Source organism: Pseudoalteromonas sp. 78C3 (assembly GCF_002836695.1).
GTDB lineage: Bacteria > Pseudomonadota > Gammaproteobacteria > Enterobacterales > Alteromonadaceae > Pseudoalteromonas > Pseudoalteromonas arctica.
This window is the reverse complement of the sequence record NZ_PJAV01000139.1, coordinates 1-17,835: the sequence shown is the minus strand read 5'-3', so window position 1 is coordinate 17,835 and position 17,835 is coordinate 1. Positions and strand designations below refer to the sequence as shown.

At 37.8% G+C, this 17,835-nt stretch carries 19 protein-coding genes; 10 read left to right on the top strand and 9 right to left on the bottom strand.

What is annotated here, in order from left to right; genetic code table 11:
• Window positions 1-45 precede the first annotated feature (45 nt).
• Both CXF76_RS08845 and CXF76_RS08840 read right to left on the bottom strand, forming a co-directional pair.
• Entirely contained in the window at window positions 46-492 is a 447-nt protein-coding gene (locus CXF76_RS08845) for a DoxX family protein (RefSeq protein WP_024589737.1), read from the bottom strand.
• A gap of 217 nt (window positions 493-709) precedes the next feature.
• A complete protein-coding gene (locus tag CXF76_RS08840; RefSeq protein WP_024607913.1) occupies window positions 710-1,855 on the bottom strand; it encodes an iron-containing alcohol dehydrogenase in 1,146 nt (381 codons plus the stop codon).
• A gap of 184 nt (window positions 1,856-2,039) precedes the next feature.
• On the opposite strand from CXF76_RS08840, the gene CXF76_RS08835 reads away from it, so the two are divergent.
• Window positions 2,040-2,924, top strand: a complete 885-nt coding sequence (locus CXF76_RS08835) for an AraC family transcriptional regulator (protein WP_024589735.1) — start codon at window positions 2,040-2,042, stop codon at window positions 2,922-2,924.
• A gap of 22 nt (window positions 2,925-2,946) precedes the next feature.
• Here the strand turns inward: CXF76_RS08835 and CXF76_RS08830 are convergent, their stop codons facing one another.
• Both CXF76_RS08830 and CXF76_RS08825 read right to left on the bottom strand, forming a co-directional pair.
• Window positions 2,947-3,765, bottom strand: a complete 819-nt coding sequence (locus tag CXF76_RS08830) for a hypothetical protein (RefSeq protein WP_101163470.1) — start codon at window positions 3,763-3,765, stop codon at window positions 2,947-2,949.
• 193 nt (window positions 3,766-3,958) lie between these two features.
• Complete coding sequence (locus CXF76_RS08825; protein ID WP_010554617.1) at window positions 3,959-4,378, bottom strand: VOC family protein; 420 nt, start codon at window positions 4,376-4,378, stop codon at window positions 3,959-3,961.
• Window positions 4,379-4,651: 273 nt separating this feature from the next.
• Here CXF76_RS08825 and CXF76_RS08820 point away from each other — a divergent pair, with 273 nt between their 5' ends.
• The 4 genes from CXF76_RS08820 to CXF76_RS08805 all read left to right on the top strand — a co-directional run bounded on the left by CXF76_RS08820 (window position 4,652) and on the right by CXF76_RS08805 (window position 7,913).
• Window positions 4,652-4,957 (top strand): hypothetical protein, encoded by a 306-nt coding sequence (locus CXF76_RS08820; protein ID WP_007587218.1) that lies wholly within the window; start codon window positions 4,652-4,654, stop codon window positions 4,955-4,957.
• The gene (locus tag CXF76_RS08815; RefSeq protein ID WP_007587227.1) at window positions 4,954-5,343 is read left to right on the top strand and encodes a hypothetical protein; all 390 of its coding nucleotides are present in this window, start codon (window positions 4,954-4,956) and stop codon (window positions 5,341-5,343) included. The genes CXF76_RS08820 and CXF76_RS08815 overlap by 4 nt, the downstream gene beginning before the upstream one ends.
• 169 nt (window positions 5,344-5,512) lie before the next feature.
• Window positions 5,513-5,995 (top strand): DUF3015 domain-containing protein, encoded by a 483-nt coding sequence (locus CXF76_RS08810; RefSeq protein ID WP_024589733.1) that lies wholly within the window; start codon window positions 5,513-5,515, stop codon window positions 5,993-5,995.
• 79 nt (window positions 5,996-6,074) lie between these two features.
• The gene (locus CXF76_RS08805; protein ID WP_101163469.1) at window positions 6,075-7,913 is read left to right on the top strand and encodes an Lnb N-terminal periplasmic domain-containing protein; all 1,839 of its coding nucleotides are present in this window, start codon (window positions 6,075-6,077) and stop codon (window positions 7,911-7,913) included.
• A gap of 11 nt (window positions 7,914-7,924) precedes the next feature.
• Here the strand turns inward: CXF76_RS08805 and CXF76_RS08800 are convergent, their stop codons facing one another.
• The gene (locus CXF76_RS08800) at window positions 7,925-8,746 is read right to left on the bottom strand and encodes a sterol desaturase family protein (RefSeq protein WP_101163468.1); all 822 of its coding nucleotides are present in this window, start codon (window positions 8,744-8,746) and stop codon (window positions 7,925-7,927) included.
• Window positions 8,743-9,189: an SRPBCC family protein gene (locus CXF76_RS08795; RefSeq protein ID WP_101163467.1), complete on the bottom strand. Its 447-nt coding sequence runs from the start codon at window positions 9,187-9,189 to the stop codon at window positions 8,743-8,745. The genes CXF76_RS08800 and CXF76_RS08795 overlap by 4 nt, the downstream gene beginning before the upstream one ends.
• 97 nt (window positions 9,190-9,286) lie before the next feature.
• On the opposite strand from CXF76_RS08795, the gene CXF76_RS08790 reads away from it, so the two are divergent.
• The 3 genes from CXF76_RS08790 (at window position 9,287) to CXF76_RS08780 (ending at window position 12,622) form a co-directional block, all read left to right on the top strand.
• On the top strand, window positions 9,287-10,300 hold the full coding sequence (locus tag CXF76_RS08790; RefSeq protein ID WP_101163466.1) for an AraC family transcriptional regulator: 1,014 nt from the start codon (window positions 9,287-9,289) through the stop codon (window positions 10,298-10,300).
• A gap of 92 nt (window positions 10,301-10,392) precedes the next feature.
• The gene (locus CXF76_RS08785) at window positions 10,393-11,166 is read left to right on the top strand and encodes a substrate-binding periplasmic protein (RefSeq protein ID WP_101163465.1); all 774 of its coding nucleotides are present in this window, start codon (window positions 10,393-10,395) and stop codon (window positions 11,164-11,166) included.
• Between the two features lie 358 nt (window positions 11,167-11,524).
• Entirely contained in the window at window positions 11,525-12,622 is a 1,098-nt protein-coding gene (locus tag CXF76_RS08780) for a polysaccharide lyase family 7 protein (RefSeq protein WP_101163464.1), read from the top strand.
• Here CXF76_RS08780 and CXF76_RS08775 read toward each other — a convergent pair whose 3' ends face one another.
• Window positions 12,623-13,024 (bottom strand): nucleotide triphosphate diphosphatase NUDT15, encoded by a 402-nt coding sequence (locus CXF76_RS08775; protein WP_024605810.1) that lies wholly within the window; start codon window positions 13,022-13,024, stop codon window positions 12,623-12,625.
• Between the two features lie 186 nt (window positions 13,025-13,210).
• Between CXF76_RS08775 and CXF76_RS08770 the strand changes: the two genes are divergently transcribed.
• Complete coding sequence (locus CXF76_RS08770) at window positions 13,211-15,094, top strand: propionyl-CoA synthetase (RefSeq protein ID WP_101163463.1); 1,884 nt, start codon at window positions 13,211-13,213, stop codon at window positions 15,092-15,094.
• A gap of 201 nt (window positions 15,095-15,295) precedes the next feature.
• A complete protein-coding gene (locus tag CXF76_RS08765; protein WP_101163462.1) occupies window positions 15,296-16,153 on the top strand; it encodes an MBL fold metallo-hydrolase in 858 nt (285 codons plus the stop codon).
• A 269-nt stretch (window positions 16,154-16,422) separates the two neighbouring features.
• Here the strand turns inward: CXF76_RS08765 and CXF76_RS08760 are convergent, their stop codons facing one another.
• Complete coding sequence (locus CXF76_RS08760; protein ID WP_096792521.1) at window positions 16,423-16,767, bottom strand: PDZ domain-containing protein; 345 nt, start codon at window positions 16,765-16,767, stop codon at window positions 16,423-16,425.
• Window positions 16,768-16,868: 101 nt separating this feature from the next.
• The coding region (locus CXF76_RS08755; RefSeq protein ID WP_157823346.1) for a hypothetical protein at window positions 16,869-17,835 on the bottom strand (967 nt) is incomplete at its 5' end.

Genomic DNA, 17,835 nt, shown 5'->3' with positions numbered 1-17,835 from the left:
CAAAAACAGCGGCCAAATTGGCCGCTATTCTTCAATTAATAAACTCTATTTTTTAGCTAGCTTTTTAACTAATACGTTATCAAGCGAAAAACTTCCCGCTCCTTGAATTGCTAAAACTACAGTTACTACAAGTAACGTTAATGCGTATTCATAGCCATTGTTTGCCATAAATAAGCCATTACTAATATGTACGCTAAAAATAGCAATCATCATAGTAAAGCCGGCAACTACAGCTGCTGGGCGAGTTAACAATCCAATTGCTAATGCAATGCCACCAAAAAACTCAGCGCTACCTGCCATCATTGCTAACCAATAGCCAGGCTCTAAACCAATACTCGCCATCCATTGACCTGTACCTTCAAGCCCGTAACCGCCAAACCAAGCAAATAGTTTTTGTGCACCATGCGCCGCTAAAATAAGGCCAACTGGTACTCGTAAAATTAATGCTGCTACGCCTGCTTTTGAGCTAAGTAATGTGTTTAGTAATTTCATGAGTTTAGTCCTGTTTTAATTTATTTAATCGTTAGATTTTTCCTAACCGTTGAGCACAGTTTACTATCATCATTAAAAAACATTAATACAGACTTTATTGGTTAATTAGCAACACAGTATTTATAATAAACCATAAAAAAACCGCCAACCTAAAGGTCGACGGTTTTTTATTAACGCTAAAACTTAGTATATTTAAGTAAGCGCTTAGCTTTGAAAATTAAGCAACTGCTTGCTCTAAAATTTCGCGGCTTTCTTTAAGCGTAATAGCTTGGTTTTCACCAAGTGCCAGCATGCCGTGTGCTTCAAGTTTGCCAATAATATTGTCGATTGCTGCTGCTTTATCATCGCCATGTTCAGTAAGTTGCGTGGCTACATCAAGGCTGTGGTAAAACGCTTCAATTGCTGCAATTGTTTTCTCTGCTAAATCGTCTGATTGCTCAAGGCCAAATACGTTTTTACCCATTTGCTCAAGCTTTGCTTTTTTAACTGCAAATTGGTTGCGTAGTAAAGAAGGCTGAACGATAGCAAGTGAACGCGCATGGTCAACACCGTAAGCGGCTGTAAGCTCGTGGCCAATCATGTGTGTTGCCCAATCTTGCGATACACCTGAGCCAATTAAACCATTAAGTGCTTGGTTAGCTGCCCACATAAGGTTTGCACGCCATGCGTCGTCTTGGTTTTCAAAGTTATCGCCCAGTGTTTTAAGCGTTCTTAAAAGTGCCTCTGCGTAACCTTCTTGAACCAATGCTGTTTCAGGGAATGTTAGGTACTGCTCACAGGTATGAACCCATGCATCTACTAATCCATTTACAAGTTGGCGCTGTGGTAATGTTTTCATTACATCAGGGTCCATAATCGCAAATTTAGGAAGTACTTCTGGTGATGCAAACGGTAGTTTTTGCTTCGTTGCTTCTTTGCTCACAACTGAGTTTTGGTTAGACTCCGAACCCGTTGCAGGCAATGTTAATATTGCACCAATTGGTAATGCGCTAGTAATAGTGTGCTTACCAGTAGGAATATCCCAACCTTCGCCATCATAAACTGCAGATGCTGCAATGTATTTAACGCCGTCGATTACTGAACCGCCGCCTACACCTAGTACAAAGTCGATGCCTTGTTCTTTACAAATTTTTACTGCTTGGTCTAGTACTTCTATAGTTGGGTTAGCGCCTACACCCGAAAATTCAACCCAGTCAAAGCCTTCAAGTGCTGCTGCAACTTGGTCGTACACGCCGTTCTTTTTAATTGAACCGCCGCCGTACACTACAAGTACTTTTTGATCCTTTGCGATCAAATCAGTTAGTGAGGCAATTTGTTCTTGGCCGAACTGGATAAGTGTTGGGTTTACGTAGCTAAATTTCATTATTTTGCTCCTAGGTGACGGTTAAATACTAAATAGAATGCTTAGTTACTAACTAAGCTAAACTTCAATGAGTGCATATTAGTGGCAAAACAAACATAAAAAAAGCCTAATAACTCGCAAAAGCTTGCCTAAAACTGTCAAGATTGATATTTTACGCAAAATTCGTACGATAGTAGAAGTTTTAATGTCCTCAATAGCCAACATGATGCAAAAATTTGCAGAGCACAATAATTTACTTAACTTTGAAGGCAACATGGAAACCATTATTCCAGGTGTGTATTTTCATCGTGCAAGTAAAAGCTCGCCGCGCCAGCCACTTATATATAACTCAGGTATTATTATTGTTGGACAAGGACATAAGATAATTCATTTTCCTGATCATCAAATAAAATATGGTGAAGGCGACTACCTTGTTTTAGGTGTACCTGTGCCACTTGAATGCGAAGCTTTTACCGATAACAACCTGCCTGTTATGGGGATTGTTATAGATATAAACCCGGTAATGTTACATAAATTAGTAAACCAAATTGGTACACATAAGCCATTCACTACTGGGCAAATGAGTGGCGTTCAATCGGCTAAAATAGATGGCGCAATGGAGCAAGTAACCCACCGTTTACTTAGCGTGCTTAATAACCCCATTGAGGCTGACGTTTTTGGCGAAGATATAGTAAAAGAATTAGTATATCGTGTACTTTGTGGCCCACAAGGACATACTTTAATAGGGCTTGCTATGCATGATGGGCATTATGCGCGTATCGCCCGCACGCTTTCAACTATGCACAGTAGTTATGCCAATCAAATTACAGTTGAGGGGTTGGCTGAAGATGTAAACATGAGCGTATCGTCGTTCCATCGTGCTTTTAGGCAAGTAACGTTTGAGTCACCTTTGCAGTATTTAAAAAAAGTACGCTTAGCTAAGGCTAAAGAGCTTATAACCAGTAGTGGAAGCAAAGCCAACGAAGCCGCATTAAAGGTTGGCTATACCAGCCCATCGCAATTTAGCCGCGAATTTAAACGCCACTTTAATAAAACCCCCAGTGAAATGTTAATTCAACTACATAACTAGGTAATGGTTTTAGAGATGTAAATTAACCGAGAGAGTCAATCTTAAGCACTGCTTTTTTGGTGTTTAGCAAAGCTTGCTTAGTAAATTGGCGATTAATAAGTTGGCTAAAAATAATAGTAAATAACGTTGAGAAAATGGCAGCTGTTGCGTACACCTGCCAAATCATAAAGTTATGTTTTAACATAAACGCAATCACCGCAAAAAATACACACCCACCTAATGAACCAATAAGACCGCCATTAAGAATTTTAAACGTTGAGGCTTGTTTGTCACTAAAATGGGCAACACTGCCCATTACCGCCAAAATAACCGGAAAGGTAGATATTAACCCGCTCCACGCAGACCCTATATGCTGTGATATAAACGTAACAAGCACGATAAAGCTCGTCACTAATATCATTTTTACCAGAAGCTCCCAGCGAGCATTTAATGGTTTTGCATCAACCGATATATTTAGCTTTGTAGAGATAATAGTTAAACCGAGTAAAATACAAAGTGAAACCACACTCGCCACAATAATATTCACTGGTAAAAATAAAGTAATAACGCTAAATACACACCAAATACTCAACGCTGTAAAAAGCGATTTAAGCATTCCAAACCTTCGTGATACAACCAAGTAACTAAAACAAAATAAGCCTATACCGCTCATACCATAAAGAGAGGCCACCGCTGAGTTAGCTGCAAATAATTTACCTTGCTCTAATGCTATAAAATAAGAAATAGGCCCAGAGGTAATAGGCAAGCCAGGAATTATGCCGCTAACAAAACTACCAAAGCGTTTTTGGGCGAATGTTATTAGTAAAATAAGCAAAGGTGCAATTATGAGTTTAAGCAGCATAAATAACAATAAAGTATGAGAATTGAAATTAAGTCTACGTGTCTATACCTACATTGTAGAGTGAATAAAAATCATGTATGTAGCGTAATTTTTTTTACCTGTAAATATTAACTAATTTATCAAAACACTGATTAATAGTTATAAAAAAACCACTTGTTAAAGTGGTTTTTTAGCTTAACTTAAACAACAGCATTTATACTTTTTTAAATAAAACCTCTGGATTTACCATGGTTTTCATTTCAAGCACATTGCCATTTGGATCTTCAATAAAAAACGTTTCTTGCTCAAACTCATCACCAATAAAACGGCGATATGGTTTATCTAGGTATTCAATACCCGCATCTTCAATACGTGTTTTTAACCCGTTAAATTCATCTTCAGATAAGTGAATCCCAAAGTGAGGTACTGCTACAGCTCCCATATCAACATCATGGCGAACTGTTGGTAGGCGCTCAACACTTTGGTGCAAGGTAAGTTCATTACCCCAAAAATCTATATCTACCCAGCGACCTTCTTCACTGTTACCCGTTTTACAGCCTAGTACGTCACAATAAAACGCTTTAGCCACTTTTAAATCGCCAGCCGGAATAGCCAGATGTAAACAGTTAGACATAAATAACCCTTGGTTAACACTTTAATACATTAAATTATCGCCATTATACATAACTTGTGATTTATAGAACATTAACAGCGGCACTATTAAGCATATTTAATACCTAAATGCAGTTTAAAAAACACGCTTTTAAAGTTTGTAATTACTTATAACATTTATTTGTTAGAGAGTATTAGAAAGCGCAAAAGGATTAGTTTAAAATGCGCCGCTATGATTAAATTCTTACTTTTAAAATTCATCACTTTCTTTTTAGGCTTTGTAGCTTGCTTTGCTATGCACACTACTTTTGCATTACCTTTAGTGATTTCTGCTGCGCTAACGGGGCTTATTGGCTCGTTTATTCCTTTTCCTGCACATTATAAAAACCATCCGTATGCTGCAATTTATGCTGGTAGCTTTGCAGGCATGTGTTCAACTCATTTAATTACCAGTTACTGGGAAATTGCTATTATTTCGCTTATTGGCTCAAGTTTGTATGTGCTTACTATGAATATGTTTACAGGTTTTGGTGGCAAGCTTGGCAGCGTAGCTTTTGCAAGCGTGGCACTTTTTGTATTAGCCAAAGGAATTGTATTATGAGTATTGAATATCCATTACTTGTACTGCTTGGGGCTTTTTTAACATTTTATTTAGCTAAGCATAGTCGCTTTGACGGGGTTAGAGCGTCGTCTTCACTTTCTATTATTGCTTATTTAATTTTTAGCGCTTTAAATTTGAACCCCGATTTATACGCAATTGTATTTTTTGGCGGCACATTCATAGGTATGAGCGCCCCACATCGATTTGGTATTTATACTGTAGCAAGCTCATCTATTTTGTTTTCAATCTTATTTGAATTTCTTGTACCAAAACTTGACGGCTATGGCGGTGCATTGGGTATTAGTGCATTTTTATCTGTATGTATTTGCCATACTTGTATTTTATTAGGTGCCCCAAGAAGTAAAAAACCGCCACCAGTTCAATAAAAAGTGGAAACTAGGCTGATTTTTATCCTGACATTAACTTTAATATATTTAAAAATTAGAGTGTAAAATATTCATGTTTTAACCTGTTCCTTTTTTCTGCAAGTCTGTTAGAATCTTCCGCGAACTTTATTTACCCTAAATAAAGACAATCATATATGGATTTATGAAAATGAAAAAACTAATCGCAGTAGCAGCTCTATCTTTACTTCCTTTCTCAAACGCAATGGCTGACCAAGATATTGGTTGTGGTCTTGGTTCTATGTTATTTGCTGGTCAGCAAGGTAAAGGCGTTAAAATTTTAGGCGCTACAACAAATGGTACATCTGGTAACCAAACTTTTGGTATCACTTTTGGTACTCTTGGTTGTGATGGTACTGGTACAGTAACTTCTTCAGAAAAAATCGCTTTATTCATTGACGGTAACATGGAGCAACTTGCTCGTGATATGTCAAAAGGTGAAGGCGAAACTTTAGCTACTCTAGCTGAAGCTTGGGGTGTTGCAGATCAAGATAAAGCAGCGTTCAATAAGCTTGCTCAAGCACAGTTTTCTTCAGTATTTACTTCTGAAAACGTAACTTCACAAACAGTTTTAGAAAACCTAAACACTGTTCTTGCAAGTAACGCACAACTTGCTTCTTATACTCTTTCTTAATCAGCTAAATTAGCCGGTTTTATACGTATAAATAAAGCCGCTGGAGTATTTCTCTAGCGGCTTTTGTAATTTAGTGATTATGAAAAAAATATTATTTGGTTTACTGCTCGCTCTTTTTAGTACTTACTCAAACGCTCAAAGTATTGAAACAAATACATTAGCAACACACCCTTACTGGCTTAAATTAGGTCACTACCGCTTGGCCACATTAGGTGATTGGAAAAGTGAAGTAGACAGTGCTGAGTTTTTTTTATCTCCTACAGGTAAAACAAGCCCATATGACGAACTTAAAGCCACTATAGCTGCATTTAGTGGTAAAAATACTGACCCAAAAACAACACAATATCGTTGTCAGTTTCCTGCACGTTATAAATGGCTAAAAACAAAAATTAAAAATAACTGGCCCGAACTTAATTGCCCAGAACTACAGGCGTGGCAAAAAATAATAAACCCTAAAGGGGTTACGTTAGTTTTTCCAACTGCATTTATGAATAGCCCATCATCAATGTTTGGCCACACTTTACTTCGTATTGATGCAAAAGATCAGACTCGCCATAAAGAGTTGCTCGCATTCGCAGTTAATTTTGCAGCAGAGCCAGACGGCTCAGATAACGCAGCTATGTATGCACTAAAAGGCTTGATTGGCAGCTACCCAGGTAAGTTTTCGCTTATGCCGTACTATAAAAAAGTACGCGAATATAATGACTTAGAATCTCGTGATATTTGGGAATACAAACTTAATTTATCAGAGCTACAGGTAGAGCTTATTTTATTGCACTTGTGGGAGCTACAATTAGCTACATTCGATTACTTTTTTATTGATGAAAACTGCTCTTACCAATTACTTGCATTATTACAACTTGCACAAGAGGACTTTGATTTAACATCGTCATTTAATATGCAAGCTATTCCATCAGATACCGTTACAGTACTAAGAAATAACAACTTATTACAAACACCTAATTACCGCCCTGCTTTTGGTACTAAGCTATACCATTACTCTACTCAAATGACTGACGAACGACTTGATGATGCAAGAGAGTTAATGCAAGGTGGCTCCCTCAATACTCGTAATTACTCACAGTCGCAATTAGTCGCTATATTAGAAATGGCGTATGAATGGTTAAATTTTGAATTTTACGATAAAGCGTTAAATCGTGAAGAAATTGCCCCGAGACTAACTAAGCTACTCCTAATGCGCAGCAAATATAATGTAGCTTCGCCATTTACTAAGCCAAACCGCCCTATTGCTTCCCCAGAGCAAGGTCATGGTTCTTCTAAAGTATCGCTAGGTAGGGTACAAAATAATAACCAAGTAAACCTTACAAATTTTGGTTATAGGCTTGCGTATCATGACTTACTAGATAGGCCTGAAGGTTTTATAGCGGGTGCACAAATTAGTTTTTTTGATTTGGAAGCCGCTATTACTGACGAAGGAAATGCAGATATTGAACATTTTTACTTATTAGATGCTATGTCGCTTGCACCCGATAACCGCGTATTTGATAGCTGGTCGTGGAACTTTAAAATGGGCTTTGACCGACAACCAAGTGACAATAAACGTTTAGGCCGCTTTTTTACAAAAGGAGGTTATGGTAAATCTTATGGCGATCCTAATAATCTGCACGGCTATATTCTTGGTCAATTTGAGCTAAATACAGGCGATATAACCGACCGACTTAGTACTGGAATAGGCAGCGAAGCCGGTGTAATTTGGCAAATAAACAATAAGCATAAACTCGCTTTGACTGGCAATATATTATGGCTAACTGATAACGCAGCAAGTAAGCACAGCGAAATAGCTATAACATGGAATTACGCTGTTTCTCGCAATGTATCGCTGCGCAGCAAAGTACAGCATGCTCAATGGCATAGCCATAATTCATCAATGAGTTTAGCTATGCAGTTTTACTTTTAACTTTTTCAATATTATTTATATTTAATGCTACTTGTAGGGTAGCCAAATAGCACTCTACATTTAGCTTTTATTCCCGATGCCTTATAAACACTTTTCAATAAGTGCTCCCACTGATGAAACGTAATAACGACTGGGTTATTGCTATTAAGCTGCCCTATAATGCCGTATTTACAAGGCTTTGATTTATCTTCTTCTACAAAGGTGCCAAATAACTTATCCCAAATAATAAGTACACCTGCAAAGTTTTTATCAAGGTAACCTGCATTTATTGCGTGATGAACTCGGTGATGCGAAGGCGTATTAAATACTTTTTCAAACCAGCCTAACTTACCCACTATTTGAGTATGTACAAAAAATTGATACGCCAAATTTAATGCAACCACGCTAAATACTGTTAGCGGTTCAAATCCAATTAAAATCATAGGTAGCCAAAACACCCACATACCGGCTACGGGGTACATTAAGCTTTGCCTAAATGCGGTGGTGAAATTCATTTTAGTTGAGCTATGGTGCACCACATGTGCAGCCCACAACCAATGAATATGATGCGATGCTTTATGAAACCAATAATACAAAAAATCTTGCAGTAAAAATGCAAATGCAATACTTAATACACTCACTTCAATATCAAACAATCTATAGCCATACAACCAATTAAATAAAGGCATTAACAGCAGTAACGCAATAGCATCTGCGCCTTGGTGTAATAGCGCTAACACTGTATTTGCTAGGCTATCTTTTATGTCGTAATAGCACTTAAACTTAATAAACTCACAGCAAACAAATATCAAAAATAACGGGCTAAGAGCGAGCAAAATAATTTCTGAGTTCATACTTTACCCGCCAAAAAATAATTATTTAAATTGTTTAACGCTTGGGCTATATCTTTTGCAATAACATATTTAAGTAATGCATTTGGCATCCACCATGGAGCTGAGCAGCTTATGCAATAGTTAAGTTCGGTAACTAAAGTATTGATGTCTTTATTTGCAGTGAGGTATATATCGCCTCGATGATTAGCTACTGGTTTATCGCCTACTATTTGGTAACTGATCTGATTTTGATCGGCACTGATTATTTGCTCTGAAAAAGTTATTTTACCTATTTTTACTTGCCTAACAGATCCTTTTCCGCCTTCTATTTGCCCTTCGTCTTGTGCTTGTAGCAGCGTAAATTTGGCATTAAAAAATCGATGCAACTGTTGATGATCCAATAGTGTGCTTATTATTTGCTGTGGCTGTGCATTAAGCGCTTGTTTAATTGTTATAAGTATCATTTTTACAGCAAGAGGTTATTAGGCATTCAACTAGCATATAAAAATTTAACGTGGCAAACTTGCTAATACACGACTATTTTTTAGCTTTAGATGACAAATGCACACATTGGCTGATCATTACTTTTCAAGTATTCTTGATTACTTACAAGCGCAAGGCATTAATACTAAAACGGCTTTGCACGCTATTAGCTTTGACGAATTTAGTAATCAGCGTACCCATCAATTAGCGCCGCGTATTAGTTTAAATAGTTACAATGCTTTATTAGTTTATGGCAAGAAAACACTTAACGATCCTCTTTTTGGTTTTACCCTAGGTCAGCAAATTCGCACTGCTGACTACGGCGTTTTAGGTTACTTAATTGAATCAAGCGATAACTTAAGCAGTGCCATTAAAGCATTGTTAAGCTACGACAGCTTGGTGGCTGATATTGGTAAAGCCAAGTTTGAACTAAATACTGATACAGCAACTATTCGTTGGATTGCTCACCAAAGTTGTAATGAGCATGTTGTTTTACGAAACATGACCGCGTGGGTAAGTGTGATTCGCCAGTTAATAAATTTAACGCTTTCGCCAAGTAGTATTAGTTTCACTTATAATTGGTTGCCATCGCAAAGGCGCGCCCTTGAATCATGGTTTAAATGCCCTGTAAAAAGCAGTGCTGAATATAATCAAATTAGCTTTCCGAGCGATTATTTGACGCTGCCCTTTAAAACCGATAACGCCATTATTAATTCTACTTTTAAGCAATTGTCAGAGCAGCAACTCTCTAACTTTAAAAGCCAGCAGTGTATTGACGATAAAGTTAATCAGTTACTTACAGCTAAAACTACCTTGCAAAACTGCAACCTAATAGGCATAGCTGATGCGCTTAATTTAACACCCCGAACGCTACAACGACGCTTAAAACAACAAGACTTAACCTTTGCTCAGCTACTTGAAAAAGAACGTAAAAAACGTGCAGATACATTAATAGCCAGCATGCCACTTGCTGATTTATCTAATATTTTAGGATTTAAAGATCAAAGCTCTTTTAATCGAGCTTTTTTACGCTGGCATAAATGCTCGCCATTACAATTTATAAAATACAAAACAGCAAGAACAGCCAAGTAAGTGCAAATTATTTACGTTATATAAACATAATATATATATGTTTTAGTTAATACTCTCTACACTAGGTGTATTATTGCTTTAAAAGATTTTTTATGTTTTTGCGTGTTTTATTAAGTGCTTTTGTATTTATTTTATATAGCCCCCTGTGTAACGCCGATTCGGTTACTTTTATAGCTGAAGACCTTCCTCCTTATCACTTTAAAAATCAGCAAGGTGAAGTAAGCGGCGCTTTAGTCGACATTGCCAAAGCAGTTGTGAAGCAAACAAACTTAACCGCTAATTTTGAAATAATGCCTATGGCCCGCGTTTTTAAAGAGCATAAAACAAATACCAACGCCATAATGTTGTCTTTGTTAAAAACCCCAGAGCGGATTAATAAATATACGTGGTTAGGCGAAGTGTATTTTGCAGATGCTTATTTAATTAGCTTAAAAAGCCATGTAGATGAAGTTGTTCACTTAAATTTTGCTAAAGAGTATAAAGTAGCAACCATTCGTGGCTACCTGAGCGAAGCCTACTTAAAACAAAAAGGCTTTACCGAAAATAACAATTTAATACTGGTCAGTTACTATAATCAACTTTGGCAAATGCTTTATAAAAACCGGATCGACTTTGTAGTAACTAATACACTTACACTTAATAACGAGCTAAAAAGCCTAGGACTCGATCCTAGCCTAATAACAAAACGAATTCATTTAAGCGATCTTCCCTCCTCACTTAATTTTGCAGCAAGTAATCAACTTAATCCTAAAATAGCTAAAGCACTCTCTGACGCATTAAGTAACATTAAAGAAAATGGTGAATACCATGCCATTTTAAACAAGTGGCAACTTTTATTACCAAACACGACTAACATGCAGCACTAACTATAGTTAAAGCCCGGCATTAGTTATTGGCAGTGGTTATTTAGTTATTTGCTAAACGCGGCAAAGCAAACTACAAAATTAAAAATCTCCTCCCCCCCCCAAAATAGACTACACCTTAGCGCCAAAATCTACGTTATACATCACTAAATGAATAGCCAAACACATAAAAAATACATACCGCAAACACTTCCATAAAAGCCGTTAAAAAACACCTAAACCAAATTGGTATAACAAAAGATCATTTAAAAAATATTTAATTTTACTAATTGGTAAGTTTTAATTGTTAAATTGGTATGCTAGATTGAGATTAAGCGATGCCTGTACCGCACAATTTTTACTTCATCACACAGAGACAATAATGATAAAAAATACATCCACATTTAAACTTACGGCTTTAGCCGTTATCACCCCTTTACTTTTTACCGCTTGTTCAAGTACCCAAAGCACTAATCAGCAAAGCGATGCGCCGGTACCTGCAACAAAGTTTGATTTATCTCACTGGAAAATAAATGTACCAGTGGATTTAAACAACGACGGTAAAATTGATGAAATAGATGTAGAAGAAATTCAGACTTACGCACACCCTGATTTTTTCTACCTTGATGATAAAGGCTACATGATATTTACCTCCCCTAATAAAGCGCTTACAAGTGCTAACTCTACTAATACCCGTAGTGAACTTAGACAAATGATCCGTGGATCAAATACTAAAATTAAAACTAAACACTCTAAAAACAACTTTGCTTTAGCTGTTCACCCGCTATCTGACCGATTTGGTTCTGTTGGTGGAAAAATGGAAGCAACATTAAAAGTAGACCACGTTGCGCTACGTGCTACCGACCCTGATAAGAAAGCAGCTTACTCGGTTGTTGTAGGACAAATTCACGCGGGTAAAGATCAGGCACTTATTGATACAAAGCTTGGTTATGGCTGGGGCAATGAGCCACTTAAAATATATTATAAAAAATGGCCAGGGCATAAAACAGGCTCAGTTTTTTGGAACTACGAACGTAACTTAGCTAAAACGAATCCTGATCGTACAGACATTACTTACCCTGTTTGGGGTAATACATGGGAAAACCCTAACGAGCCAGGCAGCGCCGGTATTTCACTAGGTGAAGAATTTAGCTACACGGTAAATGTGTATAAAAATGTTATGCACCTTACATTTAGCGCACAAGGCAAAGAAGACGTTAATTACTCTATTAACTTAGGTAATAACGTAGATGCTTATGGCAAAGTGGACGAAAAAGACCATCCACATGGCTACGCTGCAGATTGGCATTACTTTAAAGCCGGCGCTTATAACCAATGTAGTACTAAAAGCGCGAAAGGTATTTGGTACCCAGGTTGTTTAGGTACTGGCGATTGGACTACAGATAAGCAAAATGGCGATTACGCTCAAGTAAGCTTTAGTAAACTAGAGTTAAGCCCAGCGACACCGCCAACAAAATAACTAGGCTAGTACAGCCTCAGATAAGTAATTTTTTAGTGATGTAAACAGTGGCGTTGGTAGATTATTAATATCGTACCAGCGCCACTTTAAACATTTATTAGGCTCTTTAAGCTCAGGCTCTCCGCCTTCAAAATCAGCTTTTACATACAGCGTAATATAGTGCTTGTTCTCTGCTGTAAAAATATCATTGGTAAAATCAAGCTTAGTAATTTTACTTACCTTTAAACCTGTTTCTTCAAACACTTCTCGTATTGCACATTGCTCAACACTTTCACCAAACTCTAAATGCCCACCAGGTGTTGCCCATGTATTAGCACCATGCGCGCCAATGCGCTCACCTAGTAAAATTGTGTTTTGATGCTTTATGATAACCGCCACACCAACTCTTACTACGTTACTCATATCGTATTTTCTCTTATTTTTACTGCCCGCCATGCTGAACCACACGCTTTGTATTGTCAATTTTGTATTTTTAAAACCAGTGTGTTGATTAACTTTTAACCGACCAAGGTCGAATAGCTTGCTTGCTAAAAAAAGCCTACATTTTGTAAGGTCTCTCACACACAAATTTAGCTTTAGGAGCCTTACATGTCAGGCGAATATAAACAGCAATATAATGCCTTTAAACAAAACCCAGCCCAATTTTGGCTCGAACAAAGTAAAAATATTCCATGGTATAAAACCCCCACAAAAGCATACACACAAGACGACGACGGGCTTTATCATTGGTTTAGTGACGGGCAATTAAATACCAGTTTTTTAGCGCTAGACCAACACGTTATTGCCGGATTTGGCGAGCAAACTGCACTGATTTACGACTCTCCAGTCACTAATACAAAGCAAACTTATAGCTACTCACAACTACAACAAGAAGTTGCTAAATTTGCAGGCGTAATACAATCGTTAGGTGTTATAAAAGGCGACCGCGTTGTTATTTATATGCCAATGATCCCACAAGCTGTTATTGGTATGTTGGCGTGCGCTCGCCTTGGTGCTATTCATTCGGTGGTATTTGGTGGGTTTGCTGCACACGAATTGGCTGTACGCATTGATGATGCCAAGCCCAAACTTATACTGAGCGCCTCATGCGGTGTTGAAGTAAACAGCGTTATTGAATACAAACCACTTATTGATAACGCAATAGACTTAGCTGCGCACAAAGTAGAACACTGCGTTATTTATCAGCGCCCACAAGTAACCGCCACTCTTAAGCCTAAACGAGACATAGATTGGACTCAGGCAATGCAAACGGCTGCAAGCGCAGATCCGGTGCCTGTAAATGGAGATGATCCGCTTTATATTTTATATACCTCAGGCACGACAGGCACACCCAAAGGCGTAGTGCGCGAAAATGGCGGTCACGCAGTGGCAATGCAATACAGCATGGAAACCGTTTATGGTATGAAGCCCGGCGACGTATTTTGGGCAGCGTCTGACATTGGCTGGGTAGTTGGGCACTCTTATATAGTTTACGCACCGCTAATGTATCGCTGCGCGACCGTATTATATGAAGGTAAACCCGTTAAAACGCCCGATGCTAGTGCATTTTGGCGCGTGGTTGAAGAATATAAAGTAAATGCATTATTTAGTGCCCCCACCGCCTTTAGAGCAATCAAAAAAGAAGATCCAAATGCCGATGGTTTTAATCAATACGATACCTCAAGCTTAAAACGTTTATTTTTAGCTGGCGAGCGATTAGACCCTCCCACTTACGAGTGGCTTAAAGAAAAAACCAAACTGCCAGTGCTCGATCATTGGTGGCAAACCGAAACTGGCTGGGCTATTGCTTGTAACCCTGTAGGGCTTGAGTACTTAGCAACAAAACCGGGCAGCTCTACCGTGCCTACTCCAGGTTTTGACGTGCGAATATTAGATATAGATGGCAATGAATGCGCAGCTAACGAGCAAGGCGCCGTGGTAATTAAACTGCCACTTCCACCGGGTTGCCTACCAACAATTTGGCAAGATACCCCGCGCTTTAAAGCAAGCTACCTAAATGAATACGAAGGTTATTATTTATCTGGCGATGGTGGCTATATTGATGAAGACGGCTACCTATTTATTATGGGCAGAACCGACGACGTTATAAATGTAGCAGGACATAGGCTTTCTACCGGCGAAATGGAAGAGATAGTAGCCGCGCACCCTGCTGTTGCTGAATGCGCTGTTTTTGGTGTGAACGATCCCCTAAAAGGGCAACTCCCTATGGGAATGATCGTGCTTAAAAATGATTTTATGGGCTCAAGTACCGACGTAGAACAAGCGCTTGTTTTAAGTGTTCGTAATCAAATTGGCGCTATTGCGTGCCTTAAAAATATAGTTAGCGTAGAGAGGTTGCCCAAAACACGCTCGGGTAAAATACTGCGTAAAAATTTACGTCAACTAGTTGATGGCGAAGAGCTACAAATACCTTCAACCATAGATGATGCCAGTATCTTTGAAGAAATAAACCAACAACTAACACAAAGATAAACCCAACCAACCTATCTAAAGCCATTTTTATAATGGCTTTTTATTTATGCCTTATATTTGATCATTTTACTTAAGTTTAGGCTTAGGTTTTAGGTTTTAGGTTTAAGCTTTAATTTAACTAACAGCTGAAATTTTTTACAGCCTTGTGCTTTCTTCTTTTAATAGTGTTATTAATTTAATCAATTTAAAAAGGAATTGTGTATGCCCCGCTTGCTACAAAAACTATTAACCACAGCCCTATTATTTATAGGCTTTGCCACACAAGCCTTTGAAATAGAAGACTTAGGCAATGGCTTACACCGCTTTATAGACGACAGACACCGCTCAATATTTTTAATCACTCCTGAGGGCGCAATTGTTACCGACCCACTTAATAAAAAAGCCGCCACATGGTTAAACAAGCAAATTAAAACCCGCTATAACGTACCGGTAAAGTATGTAATTTATAGCCATAATCATAGCGATCATATTTACGGCGCCGAGGTATTTAAAAGCCCGCACACCACGTTTGTAGCGCATAAACTCGCTGCGCAAGATATTAAAAACACACAAATGAAAACAGTAACGCCCAGCCTTACTTTTGATGACGAGCTACGACTTACCCTTGGTGATTCCACAGTAAAGCTTAACTACCATGGTCCAAACGATGGTCGTGGTTCGGTTAGTATATTATTCGAAAAGCAAAAAACATTGTTTGTAGTTGATTGGATTGTTATTGGCAGAATGCCGTGGCAAAAGCTGTGGAGTTACGATATTCAAGGCATGATTAACTCAACCCAAGCGGTACTCAAATATGACTTTGATACTTTTGTAGGCGGACATGCCGATATTGGCAGCAAGGCTGATGTAGCGCGTTACTTAAGTTATTTAGAGCTTTTGTATAGCCAAGTAACCGCAGGCGTTTTAGCCGGTAATACACTTGACGAAATTAAACAAAATGTAAAATTAGACCAATTTAGTGACTTTAAACAGTTTGATGCATGGTTACCGCTTAACATAGAAGGCGTGTACGAGCGTTTAATGGAAGAGTCAGGCATGGGCTGGCGCAGCGATCTATAAGCTTTAGTCTAATAATCATTGGTATTGCCGTATTTAACGCAATACCAATGTATTCATTAATTAAATAAGGTTATTACTGATCAAACCTTTTTAATCTATCCCAATTACTTTAAGCAGTAACCTACATATAAACCGAGTAAGTAGTACTCCAAAAGCTCGCTAACGTTGCCAACATTTACTGCGTCTAGCTCATTTACACAAAACCACGCTTTGGAAATAACCATGCTTTATAGGCTGGGTATATTTAGGTATTTTAAAATTGATTAGGCTTACCAAGCATTCATAGGTATTTTTAAAGGTACTTGGCTACCATCTTCATTCTCTAAAAGTAATTGTAAAATCTCTCCAGACTCCTTGCGCATTAATTCTTTTGCTTCACTGGCAGGGCAGCCTGGAATTTTACAGCCTTCTATAGAAATGATTTTCTGTCCTGCAATAATCCCTGCTTTTTCAGCGGGTGAATTAGGCTCTACTTTTTCAATAACAAATGATGTTACCGTCGGGCTAAAAAAACCATCAGCCCCGACGTTCCCCAAAACTCCAAGTTTAACCTTCTCTGCAGCCAAGGCATTGAAAGAAGTAATTGAGATTAAAATAATTATGAATTTGAACATATGAATTAACACTCCATGTAAATATAACGAACTTATAGAATAAATCTAACAATAAAAATTAATTTAAAAATAGCTTTAAACTGTAAGCGTTTGAGAACTGGTTAGTCGCTCTTTTGGTAGAGCCATTCAATCTTATTTAACTCCCTCTCAACCAATTCACTCGGCATAATCTTTTCACTAGCTTGAAACCATGAATAGTTAGCCCGAAACCTGTAGAGTTGAGTGATTTTTTTCTTTACCTCCTCCGGTAATGCCATTTTTGCCCATGGATTTTCAAAGAAAATCAAACCATCTTTAGTTAACAATAAAGCACCATTCAAATGTTGTCTTTGCCTAAATAACCCATCCTCCATTTGTTGGTAATAACCAGAATTAGAGTTTAGATAACGTAACTCTGTTCTATCAGGGGTAAAAGTAGACTTATGTTTTTTGCCATAAAATGCATGCCAAATACCAAAACTACCAGTATATATAGTACCTACATGGTGGATAGTGACTAATGGCAGGGCATCATCGCAAGAAGCATTAAAACCATGAGTTAAATCAAGCCAAAGCAAGTTATAAGAATCAACTTTAGTTTGGTCATTATTTCTTTTGTGGCTTAATACTCTATCTATAATCTTATTTGAAGGGTACCTTTTTGCTCCTACTGTTTGTCCTGTTTGGGGGTGAGAGAATGAAATCGAAATCATTTTATCTTTTTGTTCATTATGTTGCTTTTGTACCGCTTCAATATTCTGTTGAGATGTTTGGGGACAATATACTTCCAAATAAGTAGAGTCTAGTAACTTAAAATCAGGATTTTTTTGACCCTGTCTTTCTACTAAAGGCTCAATTTCATGAAAAACATTAGATAGCTGCCCGCCTGCAATAAGTTCAGCAGCTACTTTTGAGTTTAACTGAATTTTTTTGTCATTGGATTTATAAGACTCGTAAGATAGCAACTTGAGGTTTTCAACAAGCCACGATTCATATCTATCAATGCCCACAAGAGATTCAACTGCAGCACTAATATTTAGTATATTTGAATAAGAACCTTCAGAAACCCTCTTATCCAAATTTTTTTTT